The organism is Pseudomonas sp. L-22-4S-12, assembly GCF_009799935.1.
Lineage (GTDB): Bacteria > Pseudomonadota > Gammaproteobacteria > Pseudomonadales > Pseudomonadaceae > Aquipseudomonas.
Window position 1 is genome coordinate 65,450 of record NZ_WELL01000006.1, and the last position, 23,304, is coordinate 88,753.

Sequence of the window (23,304 nt, forward strand, 5' to 3'; positions counted from 1 at the left end):
ACAGTGGCGCTGCCACAGGCGCGCCATAGCGGAGCGCCGGGCCAACCGAGGTCGCCATGAAACAGGCCAACCCATGCAACCTGGGCACCGTTCAGCCGCCCCCCGCCGACCTGTCCGAACAGGCGCCAGGCGCTTCCACGCCCGTCCCCCAGGCGCAGGGCAAACCCATGCTCGGCAATGTCGCCGAGCCGCCAGTGCGCAACGCGCCGCTGACCGATCTGCGCTCGGGCAAGGGCGACCGGCGGGTGAACCCGTCGCGCAGGACCGAGTGATGGGGCCCGTTGTCTCCCCGGGCAGCAGCCGCTGAACCGCTGCAAAGGCTGCGCGAGCCATGCCCGGACCGTGGGCGGGCGGCCGCAAACCTTCATCGACAGTCGGCGTACCTAACCTGACTTCAACGTGACGCCGGCGCGATACGGATGGAGCCCTTGCTGGAGTGTCGCGCCTATGTCCGTTGCCTTCTGGTCACTGCTGCTCGGCGCCTTGCTGATTGTCATGGTGTTGGCCAGAACGCTGCTCGCGCGCCTGCTGCTGAGCAGCGCCATGATCTACCTGGCGGTGGGGGTTGCCTTGGGGCCGCTCGGGCTTTCGGTGATCCGCCTCGACCCCGTCGAGCATGCCGGCATCTTGCAGGCGGCCACCGAGGTGGCGCTGCTGATTTCGCTGTTCACCGTGGGTTTGAAGATGGGCGCGGTGCCCTTGCTCGACCGGCGCTGGCTGCTGCCGCTGCGCCTGGCATTCATCAGCATGGCGCTCACCGTCGGCCTGATCACCCTGGTCGGCGTCTGGGCCCTGGGGCTGCCGCTGGGCGCCGCGATATTGCTCGGCGGCATTCTTGCGCCGACCGATCCGGTGCTGGCTTCCGGGGTGCAGACTACCTGCAGCAGCGATCCGGATCGTCTGCGCTTCAGCCTGGCGGGCGAGGGTGGGCTGAACGATGGCACGGCCTTTCCGTTCGTCCTGCTCGGCCTCGGTCTGCTGGGCTTGCATGAGCTGGGCGCCCAGGGCTGGCGCTGGTGGCTGCTCGACCTGTGCTGGGCAACCCTGGCCGGCCTGCTGATCGGGGCGTTGGCCGGCGCCCTGATCGGCAAGCTGGTGGTCTACCTGCGTACCCGCCATCACCTGGCGGTCGGTCTGGATGAGTTTCTCGCCCTGGGCCTGGTGGCCGTGGCCTACGGCGCGGCGCAGCTGTGCCTGGCGTCGGGATTCCTCGCGGTGTTCGCCGCCGGGCTGGCCTTGCAGCGGGTCAAGGAGCAGCCGCGCACGCAGGAGCCTGAGCCGCCTGCCGATGAGACCGGCGATGACGGGCTGGCGACCCATTCGCAGCATGCCAGTGCGGCCATGAGCCAGGCGGTGCAGGGCTTCAACGAGCAACTGGAGAGCCTGGCCGAGCTGGCCCTGGTGCTGCTGGTCGGGGCGATGCTGGCCTACACCACGCCCACTCTGGCCCTGTGCTGGTTCGTTGCGCTGCTCCTGCTGCCGTTGCGCGGGGCGGCGGTGCTGCTGGGGACCCTGGGCGAGCCACTGGCCGCGCATCAGCGCAGCATGGTCTGCTGGTTCGGTATCCGCGGCATCGGCTCGATCTTCTACCTGATGTTTGCCCTGCAGAATGGGCTAAGCGGTGAGTTGGCGCAGCAGCTGATCAGCCTGACCCTGGTGACCGTGGCCGCCTCCATCGTGCTGCACGGCGTTTCGGTCGGCCCGCTGATGAAGTGGTACCAGCGTCGCGAAGGCGCTGCAACCTGATCCGCCACTCGCGCCAGGCGCCCCATGCCGGTAGATTGCCGGTGGACCCGTACCAGGACATGCCGCGATGCCGATGATCGAATCCCTGCTGCTCAGCGCTGCGCGGGTCTGCACCTTCGCCGACCAGCGCCTGCTGACCAATGCCAGCGGCTTCTTCTTCGCCCGCGACCGGCGCCTGTTTCTGGTCACCAGCCGGCACGTGATGATCGACGAGCCGAGCCGGCATTTTCCGGATCGCCTTGAAATCGAGGTGCACACCGACCTGGGCAACGTAGCTGCCTCCACCGGCTTCTCCATTCCCCTGTACCGTCATGGCCAGAGCCTCTGGCGCCAGGGCCGCGACCGATCCGGGGAGATCGATGTGGCGGTGATCGAGATCGAGCGCGCGGCGCTGCCGCCGAGCATGATCTATCACGCCTTCACCCCGCAGCACCTGCAGCCCCCGGAGCGGCCGGTCGAGGTCGGCACCGCGCTGCTGGTGCTGGGTTTTCCCCTGGGTTTCCACGACACCCTGCACCACATGCCGGTGGTCCGCCATGCCGTGGTCGCGTCGTCCTTCGGCCTGCGTTTCCAGGGCCAGGGCTACTTCCTCACCGATGCCCGTACCCATCGCGGCACCAGCGGCGCGCCGGTGGTGATGCGCATGTACGGCGGCCAGGACGAGCTGCCCTGGGTGCTGCTCGGGGTGCACTCGGCACGCCTCGACCTGGGCAGCCGCGACAGCCAGCAGGACGAGGCACTCGGCCTGAACTGCACCTGGTATGCCGACATCCTGCTGACCCTCACCGAATAGCGCGCTGGCGGCCTTTGCGCGGCGCGGCGCGCCGGCGCCGGGCAAGGCCGCCTCCGCCGAGGCTAAGCGCGGTAGCGCACCGACGCGGCGTGCCGGGGCTGCCATTGTCCTCTACCCGGAACCACGCAATATCGCGGGCTCCGGGATTCATCAGAGGTCAGCATGAGCAAACCCACCGAACAACGTTACCCCAGTGGCCCCGCCAAGGTCGGCGAGCAAAAGCCCGGCGGCAGAAGCAACACCCAGCCGTTCTACAAAGCCATTACGGTCGTCCAGCCGGACGTCTGCCAGGGCCCAGGCAAGGATGCCCGCCAACAGCCGAAAACCGCCGTCAAACCCCAGCTGCAGGCAGCCAAGGGCGATGACGATGTGATGAGCCAGGAGCCGAAAAAATCATGAGCCTTCCCAGCGCAGATGAACTCAAGGGCAAATGGAAGCAGCAAGTCGGTGCCGCCAAGATCGCTTGGGGCAAGTTGACCGAAGACGAGCTGCTGCAATCCGAAGGCCACGAGGAAAAACTCGCCGGCCTGATCCAGGAGCGTTACGCCATCACGCGTGACGAGGCGGACAAACAGGTCAAAAGCTTCATCAAGAAATGCAAAAGCTGATGTAGGTCCTAGCGCCGTTTTGCCCACGCGAAGCGGTGAGCTGCAGGTCTCATCGGGAACAGTCAGCTGACTGCTCTCTCAGGCATCACGTCTTTTCCCGAGTGGAGAAACACCATGAACAAGCAACCGCGTACCCTATTCCTCGCTTCCGCCATAGCCCTGGCCATCGCCACCACGAGCAACGGATTGTTCGCCGCCACGGCATCCCAGGAAGTCACCAATGCCCGCCAGGAAACCCAGATCTGGACCACCTATGCGCTGAGCCCGTATCTGCGAGCCAACGACCTCAAGGTGTCGGTGGAAAACGGCAAGGCCACACTGACCGGCAATGTCGCCGAAGACGTCAACAAGGACCTGGCCGGGGAGATCGCCCTGGGCGTCAAGGGCATCACCGAAGTCGACAACCGTATCGTCGTCGATGCCGACTACCAGCCGGCCAAACCCGGCAGCGAGCGCAGCTTTGGCGATGCCATCGATGACGCCAGCATCACCGCGGCGATCAAGTCGAAGCTGATGTGGGGCAAGAGCACCGACGGCATGTCCACCAACGTGGACACCAAATACGGCCGGGTGACCCTGCGCGGCACCGCGCAGAGTGCCGCCGAGCGTGATCTGGCCGGGCGCATCGCGATGAACACCAACGGCGTGGTCGCGGTGGACAACCAGATCAAGGTCAATGCGATGCAGCCGACCATGAGCGAAAGCGGCAAGGCCATGGCCGATGAAGCCGGCGCCGATGTGTCCGACAGCTGGATCACCACCAAGGTCAAGTCGACCCTGCTCTACTCCAGCAACGTGTCCGGTTCGGCCATCGAGGTGACCACCAACAAGGGTGTCGTCAGCCTCAGCGGCAGGGTCAAAAACGGCGCCGAGCATGACCTGGCCATCGAGTTGGCGCAGAACGTACGTGGCGTGAAGAGCGTGCAGTCCAAGGCTCTGGTGTTTTAACGCAGCGCTTGATTGCTGCTGGATCATCACGCCGCCGTTCTACCGGCTGGCGTGGCGATCCCTTTCCAGCGAGTTTTAGGAGAGGCATCTGTCACGCGCCGGGCATTCGTTGTCCGGGCCGCGCTAACTCCATACCCCTCCATTTTTCGGAGGGGTTTTTTTATGTTCCGCATCCGTTGGCTGGGGCTGACCCTGTTGCCTGCGTTGCTGTGCCTGGCGCAACTGGCAGCGTGCAGCGTATTGCCGACCCTGGTGCCGGACATGGCGCACAATCCGCCGCCGGTGGCCCTGGACGGTGCGCGCGGGCCGCTGTCGGCCGCGCGCAGCGAGGCCATCATCGAGCGCCTCAAGGCCAGCGGCGCGCCGACCAATATCTTCGACCTGCACCTGGCCATCGAGCAATCGATTACCGGTAGCCCGCTGATGACGGGCAACCGGGTCGAGCTGCTGCAGAACGGGCCGGACACCTACCAGTCGATGATCGCGGCGATCGACGCCGCGCGTGACCATATCAACATGGAAAGCTACATCCTCGATGATGACGAGGTCGGCCAGCGTTTCGCCCACGCGCTGATTGCCAGGCAGCGGGCCGGTGTGCAGGTCAACCTGATCCGCGACAGCGTCGGCACCCTGAGTACGCCCCCGGCCTTCTTCACCCAGCTGAGCGATGCCGGCGTGCAGATCGTCGAGTTCAACCCGGTCAATCCGCTGACCGCCAAGGCCGGCTGGGAGATGAACCAGCGCGATCACCGCAAGCTGCTGATCATCGACGGGCGCATCGCCTTTCTCGGCGGCATCAATATCAGCAGCGTGTATTCCGGCAGCTCGGTGCGCCTGGGTTTCAAGGCTCATCGAGACGGCTCCTTGCCCTGGCGCGACACCGACCTGCGCCTGGAAGGGCCGGTGGTCGGCGAGCTGCAGAAACTGTTCATCATCACCTGGGCCAAGCAGCACGGCCCACCCCTGACGGCGCGACATTACTTCCCGCCGGCCGAGCTGCGCGGCAGCGAGGTGGTGCGCGCCATCGGCAGTTCGCCGGACGATCCCTACAGCCTGATCTACGTCACCCTGATCTCCGCCCTGCGCAACGCGCAGAGCGAGATCTGGCTGACCAACGCCTACTTCGTACCCGACCCGCAGCTGCTGGCCACGCTCAAGGAGGCGGTGGCGCGTGGCGTCGACGTGCGCCTGGTGCTGCCCGGCAGCACCGATTCCTGGCTGGTGTTCCATGCCGGGCGCGCCTATTACGACCAACTGCTGCTGGCCGGGGTCCGCCTGTACGAGCGCCGCGATGCCTTGCTGCATGTGAAGACCGCGGTGATCGATGGGGTCTGGTCGACGGTCGGCTCGACCAATCTCGACTGGCGCAGCTTCCTGCATAACCAGGAGGTCAACGTGGTGGTGCTCGGGAGCGGATTCGGCGCAAGGATGCAGGCGGCCTTTCGCGCCGACTTGGCCCTGTCGCGCGAGATCACCCTGCAAACCTGGCAGGAGCGCCCCTACAAGGTGCGGGCCCAGGAGCTGTTCGCCCGCCTCTGGGAGTACTGGCTATGACCGGCATACGCGGGTTCTACCTGGCAGTGCTGCTGTGCGCCCCGGCCGGCCTGCTGCAGGCCGACGATGCCGCCACCCTGCGCGCCAGCCACCTGGCGCTGGCCGCGCAGCTGGCGCATAACCAGTTCCAGCGACCGCTGTTTCTCGAATCGAGCCAGACCGACAACCTGCTGCAGGGCGATATCTACGCCGAGATCGCGCAGCCCTTCAGCCAGGTCGGCCCGGCGCTGCAGGGCGGCGAGCAGTGGTGCGATCTGCTGATCCTGCACCTGAACGTGAAGGCTTGCCGGGCCGCCAGCGTGGCCGGCAACGCCATGCTGCAGGTGCATGTCGGCCGCAAGTTCGATCAGCCGCTGGTCGACGCCTACCCGTTCGCCTTCAGCTACCGGGTGGAAATGGACGAGCCCGATTACCTGCGCGTGGGGCTCCGGGCCCTACAGGGGCCGCTGGGCACCAGTGACTACCGCATCCTCCTCGAAGTGCTGGCGCTGGATGAGCAGCGCAGCTTCCTGCACCTGTCCTACGCCTACACCTATGGCGTGGCGGCCAGCCTGGCCATGCAGGGCTACCTGGCCACCAGCGGGCGCGACAAGGTCGGCTTCAGCATCATCGGCCAGACCGATGCCGGCCAGCCGCTCTATCAGGGCGACATGCGCGGCGTGGTCGAGCGCAACACCATGCGCTACTACCTGGCCGTCGACGCCTACCTGGGGGCACTGGCGCTACCTGTCGGCGCGCGCCTGGACAAGCGCCTGAACGACTGGCACAGCGCCGTCGAGCGCTATCCACGGCAACTGCACGAGCTGGAGCGCGCGGCCTACCTGAGCATGAAACATGCGGAAGTCCAGCGCCAGCAGGCGCTGGCCCAGGGCGCCGCGGTGCAGTGAAACAACCCGCTTTGTGTGCGATGGCGTACAGATGAAGCGGGGTACTTGCGCCCATGCTGCGGGTATGTAGAGCACCGATTCAGCGCCTGCTAAACCCATCCATCCATTCACGTTAGAGGACGCTGCCCAGCATCTCGCGAGCTGAAGCCAGGCAAGACCATGGCGGGCGAACACGCGCAGTGCACCAGCATTGCGCTGCGCTGCCGGACCTTCGCCTGTTGCTGCGCTATCAGGCAGCAGGGCCGGCGCGCGCAGAGCCAGGGCAGGTTCGCAGGGGAATACCATGAGCTTAGGTACCTTACTGTTGATCGTGCTGATCATTCTGCTGATCGGCGCCATTCCCGCCTGGCCGCACAGCCGCAACTGGGGGTATTTCCCCAGCGGTGGGCTGGGCCTGGTGGTGCTGATCCTGATCATCCTGCTCGTGCTCGGGCGCATCTGACCGGTCGCCTGCGGCTTAGCGTGCGGACACCTGCGTGCCCGCCGCCGGGCCGCAGGCGCAAGCCGGTGGCAGGGCCGCGCCTTGCCTCGCGGGGTTCTTGCACCTGTGGTTCGAGGCCTGGCCCGCCTCATCCCTGGCCGCTGACTGAAGTTCCAGCCCGGGTGTCCGCGCCCAGGCTGTGCCGGAGCTCGCTAGGGGTGCGTTAGCGCACGGTCGGGCAGGGCGTTGCCGGTGCATGGTGGCAGTCACTGGCCCCGCCGGACGGGGTTCCATCTGCTGGCCGACTGCTTTGCGAGGTTTCCCCATGAGCAAGCCGCATCTTCTCCTCCTGCCGGGACTGGTCTGCGATGCCCGCCTCTGGCAACACCAGGCGACGGCACTGGCCGAGCGGGCGCACGTCAGCGTGGCCGATCTGAGCCAGGGCGAGTCCATTTCCGCGCTGGCGGCTAATGTGCTGGCCCAGGCGCCGGATGACAGCTTCGCCCTGGCCGGGCTGTCCCTGGGCGGCTATGTCGCCCTGGAAATCGTCCGCCAGGCCCCGCAGCGGGTGCTGGCCCTGGCCTTGCTGGATAGCAGTGCGCGGGCCGACAGCGAGGCGGGCAGGCAAGCTCGCCTGGGCGCGATGAGTCAGGCACAGAGCGACTTCCCCGCGGTGATTGCCAGCCTGTTGCCCAAGCTGCTTCACCCCGATCACCTGGGCGATGCGGCACTGCTCGAGGTGGTCACGGCCATGGCCAACAGCCTGGGGCGGGAGGTCTTTGTGCGTCAGCAACGGGCCATTCTGGGGCGCATCGACAGCCGCCCATCCCTGGCCCAGATCAGCTGTCCGACCCTGGTGCTGTGCGGACGCGAGGATGTCATCACGCCACCCGCCGTGCATGAGGAGATGGCTGCCGCGATCGCCGATGCGCAGCTGGTGGTGATCGAGGCGTGCGCCCACCTTTCCACCCTGGAGCAACCGGAACTGGTATCCAGGGCGCTCGAGTGCTGGCTGCAGGATCTGCAGCGCTGACCAGCGGGCAGGGTGGTCAGCCGGGGGCAGGGCTAGATCAGTTGGTCGATCAGCACCGCATTGCTGTACACCAGGCTGCCATCGCTCTGCAGATGCGCGACCAGATGGAACTGGCCACGCTGGTCGTCCTCGCGCAGATAGACGCGCAGCTGGCAATCGCTCACGGCACCGTATTGCGCCGGCAGGCTCAACTCCAGCGTAGCCATGTCGACATCGACCATGGTCTCGGGCTCGTGACTCTTCTGCAGGTACTCCTCGGCCTGCTCCAGATGCTGGTGATCGAGTCCATTCAGATAGAACTCGATATGTTCCACCGGAGTGGATTGTTCCGCGCCGCTGGCTTTGTGCCAGCCTTCGATGCTTAAGCTACTCATGGCACAAGGCCTCCTGTGCGGTGATGGCGGGGCTGGTCACGCCCCGCCTGCTGAGGGTCGGACCGCCGCAGTGCTGACTTGAGCGTGGTTCGGCGAATCCCTGTAGCGCGGTCTGCGCGCAAGCGCGCCGGTCAGCTAGGACAGCAGCTGCCAGACCTCGGCATTGGCCAGTTCCTTGATGGTGGCGTGCCTGGTCTGACCATGGATGGGCTGGAGTTCGTAGCTGTAGGACGACTCGTAGGTGGCCGAGTAATGCACGCCGCTCAGCCGATGCAGGTAGAGCTGCAGGGGATGGCACTGGGCGTGGATGCGCTGGACCAAGAGTGATTCTGTCATGCCGTTCATTGCGTGGCCTGCTGCAGCTTTTGCTGCTCTGGTTCAGTTCATTCTGTGCAGGCGCCGGGCATCGGTCTGTACGCTATCGCACCCCCACCCGCGCTCAGCGGCCAGTTGGCCAGGCCATTGCAGACCGGTGTGCCGCCAGCCGGCGGCGGGTCTGTGTACGTCTGCGCACAGACGCTGCCAACCCGCGGTCGCAAGCTGGACAACCCACAGACGAGGTGACCGCCCATGACCACAACAACGCCAATGAGCAGCGTCGCAACGCTGCGCAGCCAGGCTCGCCAGCACATCGAGCAGGGTGCGGTAACGGCCGGCTACAGCGCCGACCGCAACGAGGTGCTGAAGCTGCTCAACGAAGCCCTGGCCACGGAGATCGTCTGTGTGTTGCGCTATCGCCGCCATCACTTCATGGCGCGCGGCATCCATGCCAAGGGCATCGCCGACGAGTTTCTCCTGCATTCCAACGAAGAACAGGGGCATGCTGACCAGCTGGCCGGACGTATCGTCCAGTTGGGTGGCGAACCGGATTTCGCCCCCGACAGCCTGACCCGTCGCAGTCATGCGGAATATGTGGCCGCCGCTTCGTTGCTGGAGATGATCAAGGAAGACCTGGTCGCCGAGCGCATCGCCATCGACAGCTATCGCGAACTGATCCAGTACCTCGGCGATCAGGACCCGACCACCAGCCAGATGCTCAAGGGCATCCTGGCGGTCGAGGAAGAGCATGCCGACGAACTGGCCGACCTGCTGGAGACTCTGCCGGTCAAACCCTGGACGCCCCATGCGGTTGAGCCCGACTGAGCGGCGAGCCCGCTCAGCGCGGAGGTGGCAGCCGGCGACTGTCGGTTGCCACGGCGCGCACTATCCTGGCCAGCAGCAGGCCCGTGCCCAGGGTGCGGATCAGGCGAGGCCCGAGCAGGAGCAGGCCGACTTCCGAGAGCAGGCGCATGGCCACGGCGGGCCGCTGGGTGAGCAGGCGCATGGTCATGCTGCGCGGGAAACCGTTAGCGCCGGCCGCGGGGGTGAGCAGATGGGCGATGCGCAGGCGTTGCAGGAATAGCCGGCGGCGCAGAGCCAGGCGTTGTTCACTCAGGGCTTTGCCGGCGAGGCTCATAGGGACCTCTTGAGCAGGTCGATATCCGCGGCCAGCTCTGCACGCGTGGCGGCGAACCCCTGGCAGCTGCGTGCCGCCAGGGCCTGCAGACGGCGCCAGGCGAGCAGGCCGCCGAGGCCATGGACCGTCAGCAGGCCGAGCAGGGCCGGGATGCGGTAGGGGGTTGCCCAGCTCAATGCCAGGACCAGTGCGTTGCCCAGCAGCAGCACGCCCAGCAGGCAGGCAAAACCGAGCAGGCTGGTCAGCAGCATCTGTAACAGCCGGTGCTTTTCTTCGGCCCATTCCACGCGCGCCAGTTGACCGTGCAAGGCGGCCTGGGCGAACAGCGCCCGCCCCGCCGAGCGCAGCAGGCGCAGCAGCGCGAGCAGGTTGAGGTCGGCCACCCGCTCCTGGTGCGGAGCTGTGGCCGCAGGCGCTTGCTGGGTGCTGTGCATCATCTTTGCCGCCTGCCGCAACTAACTGCGACGCGCGATGACGATGCCGAGCAGCAGGGCAACCGCGGCAGTGGCGCCGAGTACCTTCCAGGGTTGCGCGTGGACGTAGTCGTTGGTCTCGCTGGCGGTTTGCCGGGCGTGCTGGGTGATGTTGTCGCCCATGGCCTCGGCGTAAGTCTTGGCCATTGCCACTCGGTCGTTGAGCTTGGCCCGGGCGCGGGCCAGTTCGTCACCGGTCAGCGAAGTGCTCTCCTTGATCAGGTCCTCGATGTCGGCGAGAAAATTGTGGAACTCGCGGGAAATGGCGGATGGCGCGCAGGCACTGGCGGTGTTGGCCTGCGCCTGGCAGGCGTTGCCTTGGCCGTTGGCGTCGGTTGCTGGGCTGGCTGTGGGGGTGTGCATGGTGGGCTCCGGTGCGGCGGTTGCTGGGCCGCGGGGCCGCTCGCCTGACGAGTCCGGCATCCGCGGTGAGTCCCTACCCTGAGCGCGACCGCTGCTGCCGTCTGTGCGCCAGCGAACGCAGGCCGCTATGCGCTGGCCAATGCCTTCCTTATGCGCGTCAGCGTACCGACAGGCTATGGCCGCGCTGTCATCGTTAGTCTCCCGAGTCACCCCCGTGCCGCGGATGCCGCCACAGTAGTCAGGCCAGTTGGAGAGACAGGATGCAAAGCCATTCCCGCTCGTTGCAGTTCATCCTCGGCCTCGCCCTGGCGTTGTTGACGCTGAGCAGCCTGGCTGTTGCCCTGGCCCTGGGCCGGAATGCCGCGGCCGCGCAGCAGCAAGCCCAGGCCTGGAGGAGCTATGCCATGGCCACTCATCGCCAGGCGCTGCTGGCGGTACACCAAGAGTTCGAGAGTTGCCGCACTCCGCCCCGCTGTATAGCCGCCGGGGCGGGCAACCCCGAACAACTGCTGCCGGCCACCGAGCAGCAGGCCCGACTGCCGGGCAGCGAACCCGGGCAGCCGCGGGGGCTCAGTTTCTGAGCCCCTGGCGTGCCAGCACTGCATTGCTGACGACGATCTGGCGCTACGGCGCACGGTCGCAGTGCCGTCAGTCTCCATTCCCGCACGGCCGCCTGGCCAGAGCCAGCGACCTTGCCCACGAGGAACACAGCATGAATCCGCTCAAACAGAAATTCCCTGGCGCGCTGGCGCTGAGCCTGCTCGCTGCAGGTGGCGGGCTGCTCCTGAGCGCCTGTGCCGAGCGGCCCTTGCCGCCCAGCCAGGCGTTGCAGGCGGCCGAGTCGGCGATCAGCAATGCCGAACAGGCCCGGGTTGCCGACTATGCCTCGCCCGAACTGGGTGTAGCCCGCGAGAAACTGGCGGCTGCCAATGCGGCGGTGCAGCAGGAGCAGATGCTCCTGGCCGAACACCTGGCCGAGCAGTCGCGGGTCGAGGCCGAGCTGGCCCTGGCCAAGTCCCAGGCCGCCAGAGCCAAGATGGTCAACGACGAAATGCTGAAAAGCACCGACAGCCTGAAACAGGAAATGCAGCGCAACACGGGAGCTCAACAATGAACGCCGTCCACGACACTCACTCGCTGCTGATCGCGGCAGCCCTGTGCCTGACCTTCGCCGGTTGTGCCAGCGAGCCGGGCATGCCGCAAGGCGCGGCCGGCACCCGTGACAAGCTGACCCTGCTGCAGGGCGACCCGCAGCTGAACACCCGCGCGCCGGTGGCGCTCGAGGAAGCGGAAAGCGCCGTGCTGGCCGCCGAACAGCCGAACGAAGATGAGGCGCTGGGCCAGCATCTGGTGGTCATGGCCGACCGCAAGGTGGAGATCGCCAGGGCCCGGGCCCAGGCGCGTTTCTATGAGGACCAGCGCACCTCGCTCAGCGAGCAGCGTGAGGAGGCCCGCCTGGATTCGCGTACCCGCGAGGCGGACCAGGCGCAGCGTGAGAACGTGCAGCTGCAACAGCAGATCGACGAACTCAATGCCAAGCAGACCGAGCGTGGCCTGGTAATGACCCTGGGCGACCTGCTGTTCGCCACCGGCCGCTCCGAACTGCGCGCGGGCACGGCCAACAACCTGGGCAAGCTGGCGCTGTTTCTCCAGCAGCACCCGGATCGCGATGTGCTGATCGAGGGGCACACCGACAATGTCGGCAGCGCGTCGGCCAACCTCGGCTTGTCCCAGCGTCGTGCCGAATCGGTGCGTTCCTACCTGCAGGGGCAGGGCATCGCGGCCAGTCGCATGGGGGCGTCGGGCAAGGGTGAAGGCACTCCGGTCGCGGACAACGACTCCGCCGCCGGCCGCCAGATGAACCGGCGGGTCGAAGTGATCATCCGCACGACCGCCAACACGAAGTACTGAGCCCGGGCCGCGAGCGTGCGACAGGTGGGAGCGATGGCCTATCGAGTGCTGATTGTCACGGCGGATGCCGACTATGGCCGTGCCCTGCAGGGCATGCTGGGCGCGGCCATGGCCGGCCCCTTCAGCAGCGAGCGGGTCGGCTCGCTATCTGCGGCGTTGGCGTGCCTGCCGGCGGGCGGCATCGATGCCATGCTGCTGGAACTGACCCTGCCCGATAGCCAGGGGATCGAGACCTTCGCGCGGTTGTTCGCCGCCGCACCCCAGGTGCCGACCCTGGTCCTGTGCGTGCCGGCGCAGGAGGCGCTGGCGCTGCAGGCCCTGCAGTGCGGCGCCCAGGGCTACCTGTTGCAGGGGCTGTTCGCCGGTTATCTGCTGGCGCAGTCGCTGCGCAGCATCATCCAGCGCAGCACGACGGAGGCGCACCTGGGCCTGGAGCGGGCGCGCGCGGCAATCACCCTCGACTCGATCAGCGATGCGGTGATCGGCACGGACCTGCTGGGCAATGTCGACTACCTGAATGTCGCGGCCGAGCACATGACCGGCTGGCGGCGCGACGAGGCCCGCGGCCAGCCCATCGACCAGGTCATGCACCTGGTCGATGGCGAGACGGCGGTGGCGCTGATCAACCCGGTGCGGCTGGTGTTGCAGCAGAACCGGCCGATGGGCATGAGCGCCGGCACCGTGCTGGTGCGCCGCGACGGCCGCCAGGTGGCGATCGAGGATTCCGCCGCGCCGATCATCGATCTCGGCGGGCGGATCAGCGGCGCCGTGGTGGTCTTCCACGATGTCTCCGAGGCGCGCGCCATGGCCATGCGCATGGCCTATCTGGCCCAGCATGACTATCTCACCCGCCTGCCCAACCGCGTGCTGCTCAACGACCGTATCGCCCAGGCCATCAGCCTGGCGGAGCGCAGCGGGAACGCCATCGCCCTGATGTTCCTCGACCTGGATCATTTCAAGGCGATCAACGACTCGCTCGGCCACGCCGCCGGTGACCAGCTGCTACAAGCCGTGGCCCGGCGCCTGTCGGCCTGCGTGCGCAGCTCGGATACGGTGAGCCGCAATGGCGGCGACGAGTTCGTGGTGCTGCTGGCGGAGGGGCGCGACATGCAGGACGCCAGCGTCACTGCGCAGAAGATCATCGCGTCGCTGGCGGCCCCCTATGCCATCGACCAGCACGAGCTGCGCATGACCTGCAGCATCGGCATCAGCGTGTATCCGGCGGATGCCGACAGTGCGCAGGTGCTGCTGAAGCACGCGGACACGGCGATGTACCACGCCAAGGATGTCGGGCGGAACAACTACCAGTTCTTCCAGCATGCGATGAACGTGCGCGCGGTCGAGCGCCAGGCGATCGAAAGCAGCCTGTGGCAGGCCCTGGAGCGGCAGGAGTTCATCCTCCATTACCAGCCCACGTTCGACCTGCAGAGCGGTGCCATCAGCGGCGCCGAGGCGCTGTTGCGCTGGCGGCATCCGCAGTGGGGCATCACCTTGCCGGCGCGCTTCGTGCCGGTTGCCGAGGAGTGCGGGTTGATCGTGCCGCTCGGTCGCTGGGTGCTGCGCGAGGCCTGTCGGCAAGCCTTGCGCTGGCAGGAGCAGGGGCTGCGGCTGGAGGCGATCGCGGTGAACATCAGTGCGCTGGAGTTCCGCCATGCGGATTTCGTCATCGGGGTGCAGGCCATCCTCGAGGAAACCGGTTTGCCGCCCGCCTGCCTGCAACTGGAGATCACTGAAAGCGTGCTGATGAGCGATGCCGAGGCCAGCGCCGAGATCCTGCACCAGCTCAAGGGCATCGGCGTGCGGCTGGCCGTGGACAACTTCGGTACCGGCTACTCCAGCCTGAGCTACCTGCTGAAATTCCCCATCGATGTGCTGAAAATCGACCAGTCCTTCGTGCATGCCATAGGCACCGGCAATGGCAATGGCGTCATCGCCAGCGCCGTGATCGCCCTGGGCACCAGCCTCGGCTACCGGGTGGTCGCCGCGGGTGTGGAAAACCAGGCGCAGCTGGATTTTCTCCGCCAGCGCCAGTGCCATGAAGGGCAGGGCCACCTGTTCAGCCAGGGCCTGGCGGGCAGGCAGTTCGCCGCGTTGCTGCGGACGAGCGAGTGCCCAGAAGCGGATGGCGAGATCCGCGCCGAGGTTAGCTCGTAAGCGCGGCCGGGGCGGCAAGCAAGCGCGCATAGCTCGCACAGAGGGCGGCGTAGCACTCGCAGGCGGCGGCTTCCAGGCCGCTGCGGTCGAGGATGGTGATTTGTCCGCGGCTGTAGTGGATCAACTGGCGCAGCTGCAACGCACCGGCGGCGATGGTGACGCCACTGCGGCGCACCCCGAGCATGTCCGCCAGGTATTCGTGGGTCAGATAGAAGTGATCCGCATGGGCCCGGTCATGGGTCATCAGCAGCCACCTAGCCAGGCGTGGCTCGACTTCGTGGAAGTGGCCGCAGGCGGCGTTTTGCGTCAGCTGCGTGAGCATCACATAGAGGTAGCGCTGCAGGGTGCGCTGCAGGCCCGGGCATTCGCGCAAGGTCTGGCGCAACTGCGTGGCGCTGATGCGCAGGGCGCTGCCGCTACCCTGGACCACGGCCCGGCTGGGGGCGGCGTGGATACCCAGGGCCAGTGTCGCGCCGAGCATGCCTTCGTTGCCGATCAGGCCCAGTTCCAGTGGCCGGTGCTGACCCAGGGTGGTGACCAGGGAGATGAAGCCGGTGAGGGGGAAATACAGGTAGCGGAAGGGCTGGTCGGGCTCGCAGAGGACGCTGCCGAACAGCAGTTGCACCGGCTCGCAGTGCGGCATGAGGCGATTGCGTTCCGTGCGCGGCAGGCCGTCGAGCAGCAGATTGACGATGGGCGGCGGGATGGCAGCTGACATGGGGATGTCCTGCAGCACGGAGCAAGCCGACGAAGGCGCGGGAAGGGTGCCTGGCAGTCCCGTTTCCGCAGTCTGCGCGAGCGGGCGCCGGCGCTCTGTTCGCTACAGCACGCTGCACGGTTTTTACCGTCATCTGGCTGCGTTGCAGCGGATGCGATCAGTTGCCCTTGTGCAAGGGCAGATAGGGCAACAGGCGATCGGTTTCCTTCTTCACCACGGCGTAGCACTCGCAGCTCAGCTGTTCCAGCTTGCTCCGGTCGAGCACGGTGATGTGCCCGCGGCTGTACTCGATCACCCCTTGCAGCTGCAGCTTGCCGGCGGCCTCGGTGACGCCTTCGCGGCGCACGCCGAGCATGTTGGCAATCAGCTCCTGGGTCATGGTCAGCTGGTTGCTCGGCAGGCGATCCAGTGACAGCAGCAGCCAGCGGCACAGCTGCTGGTCGATCGAGTGGTGGCGGTTGCACACCGCGGTTTGCGCCATCTGGGTGATCAGCGCCTGGGTATAGCGCAGCATCAGCACCAGCAGCTCGCCATGCCGGTTGAATTCATCCTTGAGGCGCTGGCCGTGCAGCCGGTAGGCATAGCCGCCGCTTTGCACGATGGCCCGACTGGGGGTGCTTTCGCCGCCCATGAACAGGGCAATGCCGACCAGCCCCTCGTTGCCGACCACCGATATTTCCGCCGAAGCGCCGCTCTCCATCACATACAGCAGGGAAATGATCGAGTCGGTAGGGAAATAGACATGGCGCATGGTGTCGCCGGATTCGTAGAGCACCTTGCCGAGCGGCAGGGAAACGTGTTCGAGGTGGCTGAACAGGCGTTGCTGCACTTCGCCCGAGAGAGCCGCCAGCAGATGATTCTGTTGCGGTATGGGTGCTTCGGACATTTCAGTCCCCTTGCGCTAGGTGACTTTGTCGACCGGATCAGTATAGGCCGCTACTGATCGCTACCGCGCATAGGCAGATGGGCGGATGGGGTCGGATTCGAGAATGCGGCACTGCTTGAGCTGCGCGGCTCCCGGCGCAACCAGCCGTGCTTGAGCGGGTGGGCGTCTCGATACGTTCTGTCAGCGCCCTGGAGAGCCCGGCGCCGCATGCCCTTAATTTTCTGCGCAGCGGGTCGCCTTACCCCAGTTGGATCATCCACAACCTGCGGGAAACAGGCGCGATGCGAGAACACGAGCGGATCGTCTTTCGTTCCATTTTTCGGGTCAAGGCCAGGCTGCGCGGCAGCAGCAGCCTGCTCGGCTATGTCGGGGATATTTCCGATGGCGGCCTCAAGCTGATCTGCGACGCGCCCATCGAGCCGGGGAGCCGTTTCGAGATCGATGTGTCGATGCGCGATGGCGAAGGCAAGACCCACCAGGCCAGCGCCGAGGTGATCTGCCAGTGGACGCGGGAGAACCCGCGCACCGGCCATCAGGAATCCGGCGTGGCGCTGGAGAAGATTTCCGCCAGCTTCCACGCCCTGGTGCAGCGCATCCGCGCGCAGCGCAAGGCGCGCACGGCAGGCGACAAGGCGCCGTCAGCCTAGGCTGCCGAGGATGTTCACGCCGATGCGGTCGGGGATCTCGTTCTGCGACAGCACGTGCAGGCCCGGGCTGAACACCCGCGCATAGCGCGCCAGCAGTGGGCGCAGCTGCGGCGCCACGGTCAGCACCGGCGGGTGGCCTTCCTTGCGCAGGCGTTCCTTGACCACCGGCATGGCCTGCTGCAGCTGGTTGAGCAGGTTGGGCTCGACCGGAATGTTGTCCAGGCTCACCGGCCCGGCCTGCTGGGCGATGGACAGGGCGCCGAGCAGGGTGTTCTCCAGGTTGTTGTCGAGGACGAACACCGCCAGTTCCTGACGCTCGCCGGCGATCGCGCTGATGATGCTGCGGCGCAGGGCGAAGCGCACGTCGGCGGCCAGCAGCAGCGGGTCCTTGGTGGTCTCGCTGGACTCCAGCAGGGTGCTGGCGATGGTGACGATATCGCGCAGCGGCACCTGCTCCAGCAGCAGCTGGCGATAGACGCGGTGCTGCAGGCTGTAGCTGAGCTGGTTCTTCAGGTTCTCGGCGAGCTTGGGCGCCTGCGCCGCCAGGCGCTGCATCAGGTGCTCGACGTCGTCGTGCTTGAAGATGTCCGGCAGGTGCTCGCGGATCACCTTGTTCAGGTGGGTGGCGATCACCCCGGCGCAGTCGACCACCTGGTAGCCCAGGTTGAGGGCGCGCGGCTTGTCCTCCGGCAGGATCCACACCACCTGCATGCGGTAGGCCGGGTCGTTGCCGAGGATGCCGTCGATCTCGCCGTACAGCTCCGGCGAGGGTATCGCCATCAGCCGGTCGGCCTGCAGCTCGGCGCCGTCGATGCGTTCGCCGTTGATGTGGATGCTGTACTGCGCGGCCTTCAGGCGCAGGCTGTCGCGGATCTGGATTTCCGGCAGGAGAAAGCCCAGGCCTTCGGAGAGGGTCTGGCGCACCCCGCGCACGCGCTGCACCAGTGGCGCGCCGGAGGCCTCGCTGACCAGCCCGACCAGCTTGTAGCCGAGCGACACGGACAGCCGCTCGACCAGCGGGATGTCTTCCCAGGCCAGGTTCTGCGCGCGCTCCTTCTCCATGGCCTGGCTCAGCGCCGCGACCTGCTCCAGCTCGGCGCCCTCGGCCGGCGCGGCGTTGCGCGAGACCGCCCAGCCGACCAGGGCGATCAGCGCGGCAAAGCTGAAGAAGGCCAGGTGCGGCATGCCGGGCACCACCCCCAGCACGAACAGGATGCCGGCCACGGTGTACAGCACCGCGGGCGAGGCGAGCATCTGCCGGTGCACCAGGCTGGTGATCTCGGCCGACTCGTTGACCCGGGTGACGATGATCGCCGCCGCGGTGGCCAGCAGCAGCGCCGGGATCTGCGCCACCAGGCCGTCGCCGATGGTCAGCAGGGCGTACTGGCGGAAGGCCTCGCCGCCCGGCAGGTCGTGCACCAGGATGCCGATGGCCACGCCGCCGAACAGGTTGATCAGCAGGACCAGGATGCCGGCGATGGCGTCGCCGCGGACGAACTTCGAGGCGCCGTCCATGGCCCCGTAGAAGTCGGCTTCCTTGGCCACCTCGGCGCGCCGACGCTTGGCTTCGGCCTGGTCGATCAGGCCGGCGTTGAGGTCGGCGTCGATGGCCATCTGCTTGCCGGGCAGGGCGTCCAGGGTGAAACGCGCGGTCACCTCGGAGATGCGCTCGCCGCCCTTGGTGATAACGATGAAGTTGATGATCATCAGGATCACGAAGACGATCATGCCGACGATGAAGTTGCCGCCGATCACCACGTTGCCGAAGGCCTCGATGACCTTGCCCGCCGCTTCCGATCCGGTGTGGCCTTCGAGCAGCACCACGCGGGTGGAAGCCACGTTGAGCGACAGGCGCAGCAGGGTGGTGACCAGGATCACCGTGGGCAGCAGGGAGAAGTCCAGCGGTCTCTTCGACGACACGCTGACCATCAGCACCAGGATCGCCAGGCCGATGTTGAAGGTGAACAGGATATCCAGCACCAGCGGTGGCAAGGGCAGGATGATCATCGCCAGGATCGACAGGATCACCACCGGGATGCCGATGCGGCCGCTGCGCAGGGTCGGCAGCAATTGTTGCAGTAGGTTCATGCTTGTCCCTTGTTGGCCAGGCTGGCGGGTATGTCGAACTGCCGGCTGAGTTGCGGCTGGCTGCGACGGCGGCCCTGGCGGTAGGCCTTGAGTTGAAGAACGTAGGTCAGCACCTGCGCCACCGCCTTGAACAGCGCGTTGGGGATCTGCTGGTTGACCTGGGTGCTGAAATAGATGGCGCGGGCCAGCGGCGGCAGTTCCAGCACTTCGAGTCCGTGCTTGGCGGCCAGCTGGCGGATGAACAGGGCGGTTTCGTCGACGCCGCGGGCGATCACGTAGGGCGCCTGGGCCTTCTGCATGTCATAGCGCAGGGCCACCGCATAGTGCTGCGGGTTGACGATGACCACGTCGGCATCCTTGATCACCTTGCCGATCTGCCGGTGCAGCAGCTGGCGCTGCAGCTGTTTGATGCGCGCCTTGACCTCCGGGCGGCCCTCCTGGTTCTTGTGCTCCTCGCGCAGCTCCTGCTTGGTCATGCGCAGCTGTTTGAGGAAGAAGAAACGCTGCAGGGGAATGTCGACCAGCGAGAACAGGATGAACACCAGCAGCAGGCTGATTGCCAGGTCCAGGCTCAGGCCCAGGGTGCCGGCGATGGCGCTGTGGATGTCGCCGCGCTGCAGGGCCAGCAACTGCGGGAAGGTTTCGCCGATCAGCCACCAGGCGATCACGCCCAGCAGCACGATCTTCAGCAGCGACTTGCCCAGCTCGCTGAAGTTCTGCAGGGAGAAGATGCGCTTGAGGCCCTTCAGCGGGTTGAGCTTGCCGGCCCTGAAGGAGAAGTTCTTGCTGGCGAACACCCAGCCGCCGGGCACCAGGGCGAACACGCAGACCAGCAGCGGGGTGATCAGCAGCGGCGCGAGCAGGTACATCAGCAGCATCAGGTTGTGGCTGATGATCAGGTCGAGGTCATCCAGGCTCATTTCGCCGCGGCCCAGATCCAGGTAGGACAGGCGAAAGCTTTGTTGCAGGCCGGCGAGGAAGTACTCGCCACTGAACTTGAGCACCAGCAGGGTGACCAGCAGCGATACCGTGGTCGCCAGGTCCTTGGAGCGGGCGACCTGGCCTTCCTCGCGGCTCTTCTTGAGCTTGTGCTGGGAGGCCTCTTCGCTTTTGTCCTGGGAACTGTTCTGTTCACTCATGGCCGGGCGCTCGCAGCAGGGTGCCGAGGTTGTCGAGCAGCTCGCGGGTCAGGTGCAGGTAGCTGCCGGGCACGTCCGGCAGGGTCAGCAGGATGCACAGCAGGCCCACCAGGATGGCCATGGGAAAGCCCAGGGAGAACAGGTTCATCGACGGCGAGATGCGGTTGAGCAGGCCGAAGCCGAACTGCACCAGGGTCATGCAGAACATCACCGGCAATGTGATCAGGGTGGCGGCCGAGAGCACCCAGGCGAAGGCGTAGATCAGCGTCTCGAAGCCCTGGTAGTGCAGGCCGCTGCCCACCGGCCAGTAGAGGAAGCTCTGGTAGAACACGCTGACCGAGAGCAGGTGGCCGTCGATGCTGAAGAACAGCAGCACCAGCAGGATGAAATACAGCTGCGAGACGATCGACGCCGAGGAAACCCCGTTCATCGGGTCGTTGTAGCGCGCCATGGTCATGCCCATCTGGGTCGAGATCACCTCGCCGACCAGGGCGAAGACCACGAACACCAGCTGCAGGGCGATGCCCAGCAGGGCGCCGATGGCGATCTGTTCCAGGGTGGCGAGCAGGCCGTGCAGGGACAGCGGCTCGATGGCCGGCGCCGCGGGCAGCGAGGCGCCCAGGCTGGCACTGAGGATCAGCGCGATCAGCAGCCGCGGACGCAGCGGCAGCGCCTTGTGGCCGAACATCGGCGCCAGGCTGAACAGCGCCAGCAGGCGGCAGAACGGCCACCAGTAGGTGTTCAGCAGGGGCAGGAGCTGGTCGCTGGCCAGCAGGGCGGGCGGATTCGGCATGGTTCAGCCGACCAGGCGCCCGGCCTGCTGGAAGGTTTCGATGAACAGGTCGCTGAGCGTGCGCAGAATCCAGTGGCCGGCGAACACCAGCATGCCCAGGGTGATCAGCAGGCGCGGCAGGAAGCTGAGCATCTGCTCGTTGATCTGCGTGGCGGCCTGGAAAATGCTGACCAGCAGGCCGCCGAGCAGGCTCGGCAGGACCAGCACGCAGACGATCAGGGCGGTGATGTGCACGGCGTTGGCGATCAGTTCGACGGCGCTGTCCGGAGTGAGCATGTAATTACCTAGAACGGCTGGATGCTGCTGGTCAGGGTGCCCATCATCAGGGCCCAGCCGTCCACCAGGACGAAGACCATCAGCTTGAAGGGCAGGGAAATCATCATCGGCGAGAGCATCATCATGCCCATCGCCATCAGCACGCTGGCCACCACCAGGTCGATCACCAGGAACGGCACGAAGATCATGAAACCGAGCTGGAAGGCGGTTTTCAGTTCACTGAGCACGAAGGCCGGCAGCAGCAGGGAGAAGTCCAGCTGCTTGAGGTCGGCCGGCAGCTTCTCGCCGGCCAGGTTGACCATGGTGTCCAGCGAGGTCTTGCTGGTCTGCGCCAGCATGAAGCGGCTGAGGATCTCCTTGCCGCGCTCCAGGCCTTGCTCCAGGCTGATCTGGTCGCCCTCGAACGGCAGGTAGGCTTCCTGGTGGATCTCCTGCCACACCGGGCGCATCACCAGCAGGGTCATGCACAGGGCGATGCCGATCAGGATGTTGTTCGGCGGGCTCTGCTGCAGGCCCATGGCCTGGCGCAGGATGGCCAGGACGATGATGAAGCGGGTGAAGCAGGTCATCATCATCAGCATCGCCGGCAGCAGGCCGAGCAGGGTCATGATCACCAGGATCTGCAGCTTGATGCTGAGGGTCTGGCCGGTGGCCGTGTCGTTCAGGTTGAGCAGGGCGATCTCACCCTGCTCGGCCTGGGCCAGCAGCGGCAGCACCAGCAACAGCAGGGCGACGACGGGAGCGAGCAGGCGTGCCATCAGCGGCTCAATGCGCTCAGGCCGGTGCCGCTGAGCTCGGTGATGCGCAGGCCGTAGTTGCCGTTCATCACCACCACCTCGGCCTTGGCGAACAGGGCGCCGTTGACCTTCACGTCGAGCGGCTCGCCGGCCAGCTTGTCGAGCATGATCACGCTGTTGGTGTCGATCTCCATCAGGTCCTTGAGCGCCACCTCGGTGGAGGCCACTTCCAGGGTGACGTTGACCGGCAGCTTGCCGAAGAAGCTCAGGTCCTGGCTGTTCGGGCGGGCGACTTCCGGCGCCGGCGCGGCGGCCAGGGGCGCGTCCTGGAGTAGGCCCAGGTCGGTCTCGTTGATCAGGTTCTCGAATTCGCTATCGGATACATGGCTGTTCATGTCTAGGCTGCTCACGGCTGTTCGAAGCTCTCAAGAGAGGTGAGGTAGAGGCAGCCGTCTTCTTCGAAGATGCTGCCGCGAAACAGTTTCTGCTGGTTGACGCGCACTTCGCAGCGCTCCAGCAGGCGGGTCTGCAGGATGTCGCCGACCTGCAGTTCGAGCACCTTGGCCAGGGGCAGCTGCTGGCTGGCCAGCACGCAGGACAGGCGTACCGGCAGCTGCTGCAGCTGGCGGGCCGGGTTGCCCAGGCTGCTCGGCGCGACGGGGCCGGACAGGCGGCTGGTCAGCTCGTCGACCAGCTGGTGGTCCATATAGATGAAGATCGAGGCCGGCTGGGCGCTGGTGTGGCTGGTGAACTGCAGCTCGGCCACGTACTCCCAGCAGACCGTCTCGTAGTCGTTGTCGTGGGGCAGCAGTTCATCGTTGTCGTCACTGGCCAGCACCGCGCGCAGGAAGATCTGGCTGACATCGACGCCCAGGCGCGCCTGCAGGCGCTGCTCGGAGCTGCTCACCGGTGGCGCGCTCAGGCTCGGCCGGGCGCAGCCGCCGTAATAGCACTCCAGGGCCTCGGTCAGCAGGCTGCGCTCGATGCTGAAACCGAGCTTGCCGAACGTGCCCTGATAGATGCAGCCGGGGTCCTGCTCGCGCTGTTCGTGGACGACCACCCGGTGCAACTCCAGGTTGATCCGGTAATTGCGCAGGAAATAGTCGCCAATTACCCGCGGGTATTTGGCAAACACCTCGCGAATATATTGCGGCACCCGATGATAGTGCCGGCCGAGCTTGCTCGGCTTGAGGCGCGTGAGTTGCTCGACGGGCACTGCATGGTGAACTTTCGAATGACCAGTCATGGTGCGAGCGGTATTCCCCGAATAAGTGGGCAGGCTATTCACGGCCCGCCGAG

General features: G+C 66.2%; 30 protein-coding genes. 16 read left to right on the forward strand and 14 right to left on the reverse strand.

Going from position 1 to position 23,304, the window contains the following annotated elements; all coding sequences use genetic code 11:
- Positions 1-56 precede the first annotated feature (56 nt).
- The 10 genes from F3I16_RS15070 (at position 57) to F3I16_RS15115 (ending at position 7,990) form a co-directional block, all read left to right on the forward strand.
- Positions 57-272: a hypothetical protein gene (locus F3I16_RS15070; protein WP_160494385.1), complete on the forward strand. Its 216-nt coding sequence runs from the start codon at positions 57-59 to the stop codon at positions 270-272.
- Between the two features lie 175 nt (positions 273-447).
- Positions 448-1,746 (forward strand): sodium:proton antiporter, encoded by a 1,299-nt coding sequence (locus F3I16_RS15075; RefSeq protein WP_160494386.1) that lies wholly within the window; start codon positions 448-450, stop codon positions 1,744-1,746.
- 67 nt (positions 1,747-1,813) lie between these two features.
- Complete coding sequence (locus F3I16_RS15080) at positions 1,814-2,539, forward strand: serine protease (protein WP_256670191.1); 726 nt, start codon at positions 1,814-1,816, stop codon at positions 2,537-2,539.
- A gap of 162 nt (positions 2,540-2,701) precedes the next feature.
- Positions 2,702-2,938 (forward strand): hypothetical protein, encoded by a 237-nt coding sequence (locus tag F3I16_RS15085; protein ID WP_160494387.1) that lies wholly within the window; start codon positions 2,702-2,704, stop codon positions 2,936-2,938.
- Positions 2,935-3,147, forward strand: coding sequence for a CsbD family protein (locus tag F3I16_RS15090; protein WP_160494388.1), 213 nt, complete (start codon positions 2,935-2,937; stop codon positions 3,145-3,147). Before F3I16_RS15085 ends, F3I16_RS15090 begins: the two co-directional genes overlap by 4 nt.
- A gap of 114 nt (positions 3,148-3,261) precedes the next feature.
- Complete coding sequence (locus F3I16_RS15095) at positions 3,262-4,095, forward strand: BON domain-containing protein (protein ID WP_160494389.1); 834 nt, start codon at positions 3,262-3,264, stop codon at positions 4,093-4,095.
- A gap of 162 nt (positions 4,096-4,257) precedes the next feature.
- Entirely contained in the window at positions 4,258-5,649 is a 1,392-nt protein-coding gene (gene cls, locus F3I16_RS15100) for a cardiolipin synthase (protein ID WP_160494390.1), read from the forward strand.
- Positions 5,646-6,536, forward strand: a complete 891-nt coding sequence (locus F3I16_RS15105) for a hypothetical protein (RefSeq protein ID WP_160494391.1) — start codon at positions 5,646-5,648, stop codon at positions 6,534-6,536. Before cls ends, F3I16_RS15105 begins: the two co-directional genes overlap by 4 nt.
- A 283-nt stretch (positions 6,537-6,819) precedes the next feature.
- Complete coding sequence (locus F3I16_RS15110; RefSeq protein WP_160494392.1) at positions 6,820-6,978, forward strand: DUF3309 family protein; 159 nt, start codon at positions 6,820-6,822, stop codon at positions 6,976-6,978.
- 304 nt (positions 6,979-7,282) lie between these two features.
- Positions 7,283-7,990, forward strand: a complete 708-nt coding sequence (locus F3I16_RS15115; protein ID WP_160494393.1) for an alpha/beta fold hydrolase — start codon at positions 7,283-7,285, stop codon at positions 7,988-7,990.
- Positions 7,991-8,022: 32 nt separating this feature from the next.
- Here the strand turns inward: F3I16_RS15115 and F3I16_RS15120 are convergent, their stop codons facing one another.
- Together F3I16_RS15120 and F3I16_RS15125 are read right to left on the reverse strand one after the other, a co-directional pair.
- Positions 8,023-8,364 carry a hypothetical protein gene (locus F3I16_RS15120; RefSeq protein WP_160494394.1) on the reverse strand — a complete coding sequence of 114 codons (342 nt, stop codon included), beginning with the start codon at positions 8,362-8,364 and terminating at the stop codon, positions 8,023-8,025.
- A 135-nt stretch (positions 8,365-8,499) separates the two neighbouring features.
- Entirely contained in the window at positions 8,500-8,700 is a 201-nt protein-coding gene (locus tag F3I16_RS15125) for a hypothetical protein (RefSeq protein ID WP_160494395.1), read from the reverse strand.
- 234 nt (positions 8,701-8,934) lie between these two features.
- On the opposite strand from F3I16_RS15125, the gene F3I16_RS15130 reads away from it, so the two are divergent.
- Positions 8,935-9,507 carry a bacterioferritin gene (locus tag F3I16_RS15130; RefSeq protein ID WP_160494396.1) on the forward strand — a complete coding sequence of 191 codons (573 nt, stop codon included), beginning with the start codon at positions 8,935-8,937 and terminating at the stop codon, positions 9,505-9,507.
- Positions 9,508-9,520: 13 nt separating this feature from the next.
- On the opposite strand, the gene F3I16_RS15135 is transcribed toward F3I16_RS15130, so the two are convergent.
- From F3I16_RS15135 to F3I16_RS15145, 3 genes are read right to left on the reverse strand one after another with little or no spacing between them, the layout of a single operon-like run.
- Positions 9,521-9,820, reverse strand: a complete 300-nt coding sequence (locus F3I16_RS15135) for a hypothetical protein (protein ID WP_160494397.1) — start codon at positions 9,818-9,820, stop codon at positions 9,521-9,523.
- The gene (locus F3I16_RS15140; RefSeq protein ID WP_256670192.1) at positions 9,817-10,257 is read right to left on the reverse strand and encodes a phage holin family protein; all 441 of its coding nucleotides are present in this window, start codon (positions 10,255-10,257) and stop codon (positions 9,817-9,819) included. Before F3I16_RS15140 ends, F3I16_RS15135 begins: the two co-directional genes overlap by 4 nt.
- Positions 10,258-10,275: 18 nt before the next feature.
- On the reverse strand, positions 10,276-10,656 hold the full coding sequence (locus F3I16_RS15145) for a YqjD family protein (protein ID WP_160494398.1): 381 nt from the start codon (positions 10,654-10,656) through the stop codon (positions 10,276-10,278).
- Positions 10,657-10,916: 260 nt separating this feature from the next.
- Here F3I16_RS15145 and F3I16_RS15150 point away from each other — a divergent pair, with 260 nt between their 5' ends.
- From F3I16_RS15150 to F3I16_RS15165, 4 genes are all read left to right on the forward strand, one after another.
- Positions 10,917-11,237: a hypothetical protein gene (locus tag F3I16_RS15150; protein WP_160494399.1), complete on the forward strand. Its 321-nt coding sequence runs from the start codon at positions 10,917-10,919 to the stop codon at positions 11,235-11,237.
- A gap of 131 nt (positions 11,238-11,368) precedes the next feature.
- Complete coding sequence (locus F3I16_RS15155; RefSeq protein ID WP_160494400.1) at positions 11,369-11,770, forward strand: DUF4398 domain-containing protein; 402 nt, start codon at positions 11,369-11,371, stop codon at positions 11,768-11,770.
- A complete protein-coding gene (locus F3I16_RS15160; protein ID WP_160494401.1) occupies positions 11,767-12,567 on the forward strand; it encodes an OmpA family protein in 801 nt (266 codons plus the stop codon). The genes F3I16_RS15155 and F3I16_RS15160 overlap by 4 nt, the downstream gene beginning before the upstream one ends.
- 33 nt (positions 12,568-12,600) lie before the next feature.
- The gene (locus F3I16_RS15165; RefSeq protein ID WP_160494402.1) at positions 12,601-14,721 is read left to right on the forward strand and encodes a bifunctional diguanylate cyclase/phosphodiesterase; all 2,121 of its coding nucleotides are present in this window, start codon (positions 12,601-12,603) and stop codon (positions 14,719-14,721) included.
- Here the strand turns inward: F3I16_RS15165 and F3I16_RS15170 are convergent.
- Positions 14,711-15,439, reverse strand: coding sequence for a Crp/Fnr family transcriptional regulator (locus tag F3I16_RS15170; protein ID WP_178116676.1), 729 nt, complete (start codon positions 15,437-15,439; stop codon positions 14,711-14,713). The genes F3I16_RS15165 and F3I16_RS15170 overlap by 11 nt on opposite strands.
- A gap of 157 nt (positions 15,440-15,596) precedes the next feature.
- Entirely contained in the window at positions 15,597-16,325 is a 729-nt protein-coding gene (locus F3I16_RS15175; RefSeq protein ID WP_160494403.1) for a Crp/Fnr family transcriptional regulator, read from the reverse strand.
- A 281-nt stretch (positions 16,326-16,606) separates the two neighbouring features.
- Here F3I16_RS15175 and F3I16_RS15180 point away from each other — a divergent pair, with 281 nt between their 5' ends.
- Positions 16,607-16,972, forward strand: a complete 366-nt coding sequence (locus F3I16_RS15180; protein ID WP_160494404.1) for a PilZ domain-containing protein — start codon at positions 16,607-16,609, stop codon at positions 16,970-16,972.
- Here F3I16_RS15180 and F3I16_RS15185 read toward each other — a convergent pair.
- The 7 genes from F3I16_RS15185 to F3I16_RS15215 are packed head-to-tail and all read right to left on the reverse strand — an operon-like array spanning position 16,964 to position 23,251.
- Positions 16,964-19,060, reverse strand: a complete 2,097-nt coding sequence (locus F3I16_RS15185; protein ID WP_160494405.1) for a flagellar biosynthesis protein FlhA — start codon at positions 19,058-19,060, stop codon at positions 16,964-16,966. The genes F3I16_RS15180 and F3I16_RS15185 overlap by 9 nt on opposite strands.
- Positions 19,057-20,199: a flagellar biosynthesis protein FlhB gene (gene flhB, locus F3I16_RS15190; protein ID WP_160494406.1), complete on the reverse strand. Its 1,143-nt coding sequence runs from the start codon at positions 20,197-20,199 to the stop codon at positions 19,057-19,059. Before flhB ends, F3I16_RS15185 begins: the two co-directional genes overlap by 4 nt.
- Entirely contained in the window at positions 20,192-20,992 is an 801-nt protein-coding gene (gene fliR, locus F3I16_RS15195; protein ID WP_160494407.1) for a flagellar biosynthetic protein FliR, read from the reverse strand. Before fliR ends, flhB begins: the two co-directional genes overlap by 8 nt.
- Before the next feature lie 3 nt (positions 20,993-20,995).
- Positions 20,996-21,268: a flagellar biosynthetic protein FliQ gene (locus F3I16_RS15200; RefSeq protein ID WP_160494408.1), complete on the reverse strand. Its 273-nt coding sequence runs from the start codon at positions 21,266-21,268 to the stop codon at positions 20,996-20,998.
- 8 nt (positions 21,269-21,276) lie between these two features.
- A complete protein-coding gene (fliP, locus tag F3I16_RS15205; protein ID WP_160494409.1) occupies positions 21,277-22,026 on the reverse strand; it encodes a flagellar type III secretion system pore protein FliP in 750 nt (249 codons plus the stop codon).
- Positions 22,026-22,400 carry a flagellar motor switch protein FliN gene (gene fliN, locus F3I16_RS15210; protein WP_160494410.1) on the reverse strand — a complete coding sequence of 125 codons (375 nt, stop codon included), beginning with the start codon at positions 22,398-22,400 and terminating at the stop codon, positions 22,026-22,028. Before fliN ends, fliP begins: the two co-directional genes overlap by 1 nt.
- An 11-nt stretch (positions 22,401-22,411) precedes the next feature.
- Positions 22,412-23,251: a FliM/FliN family flagellar motor switch protein gene (locus F3I16_RS15215; protein ID WP_160494411.1), complete on the reverse strand. Its 840-nt coding sequence runs from the start codon at positions 23,249-23,251 to the stop codon at positions 22,412-22,414.
- Positions 23,252-23,304 lie beyond the last annotated feature (53 nt).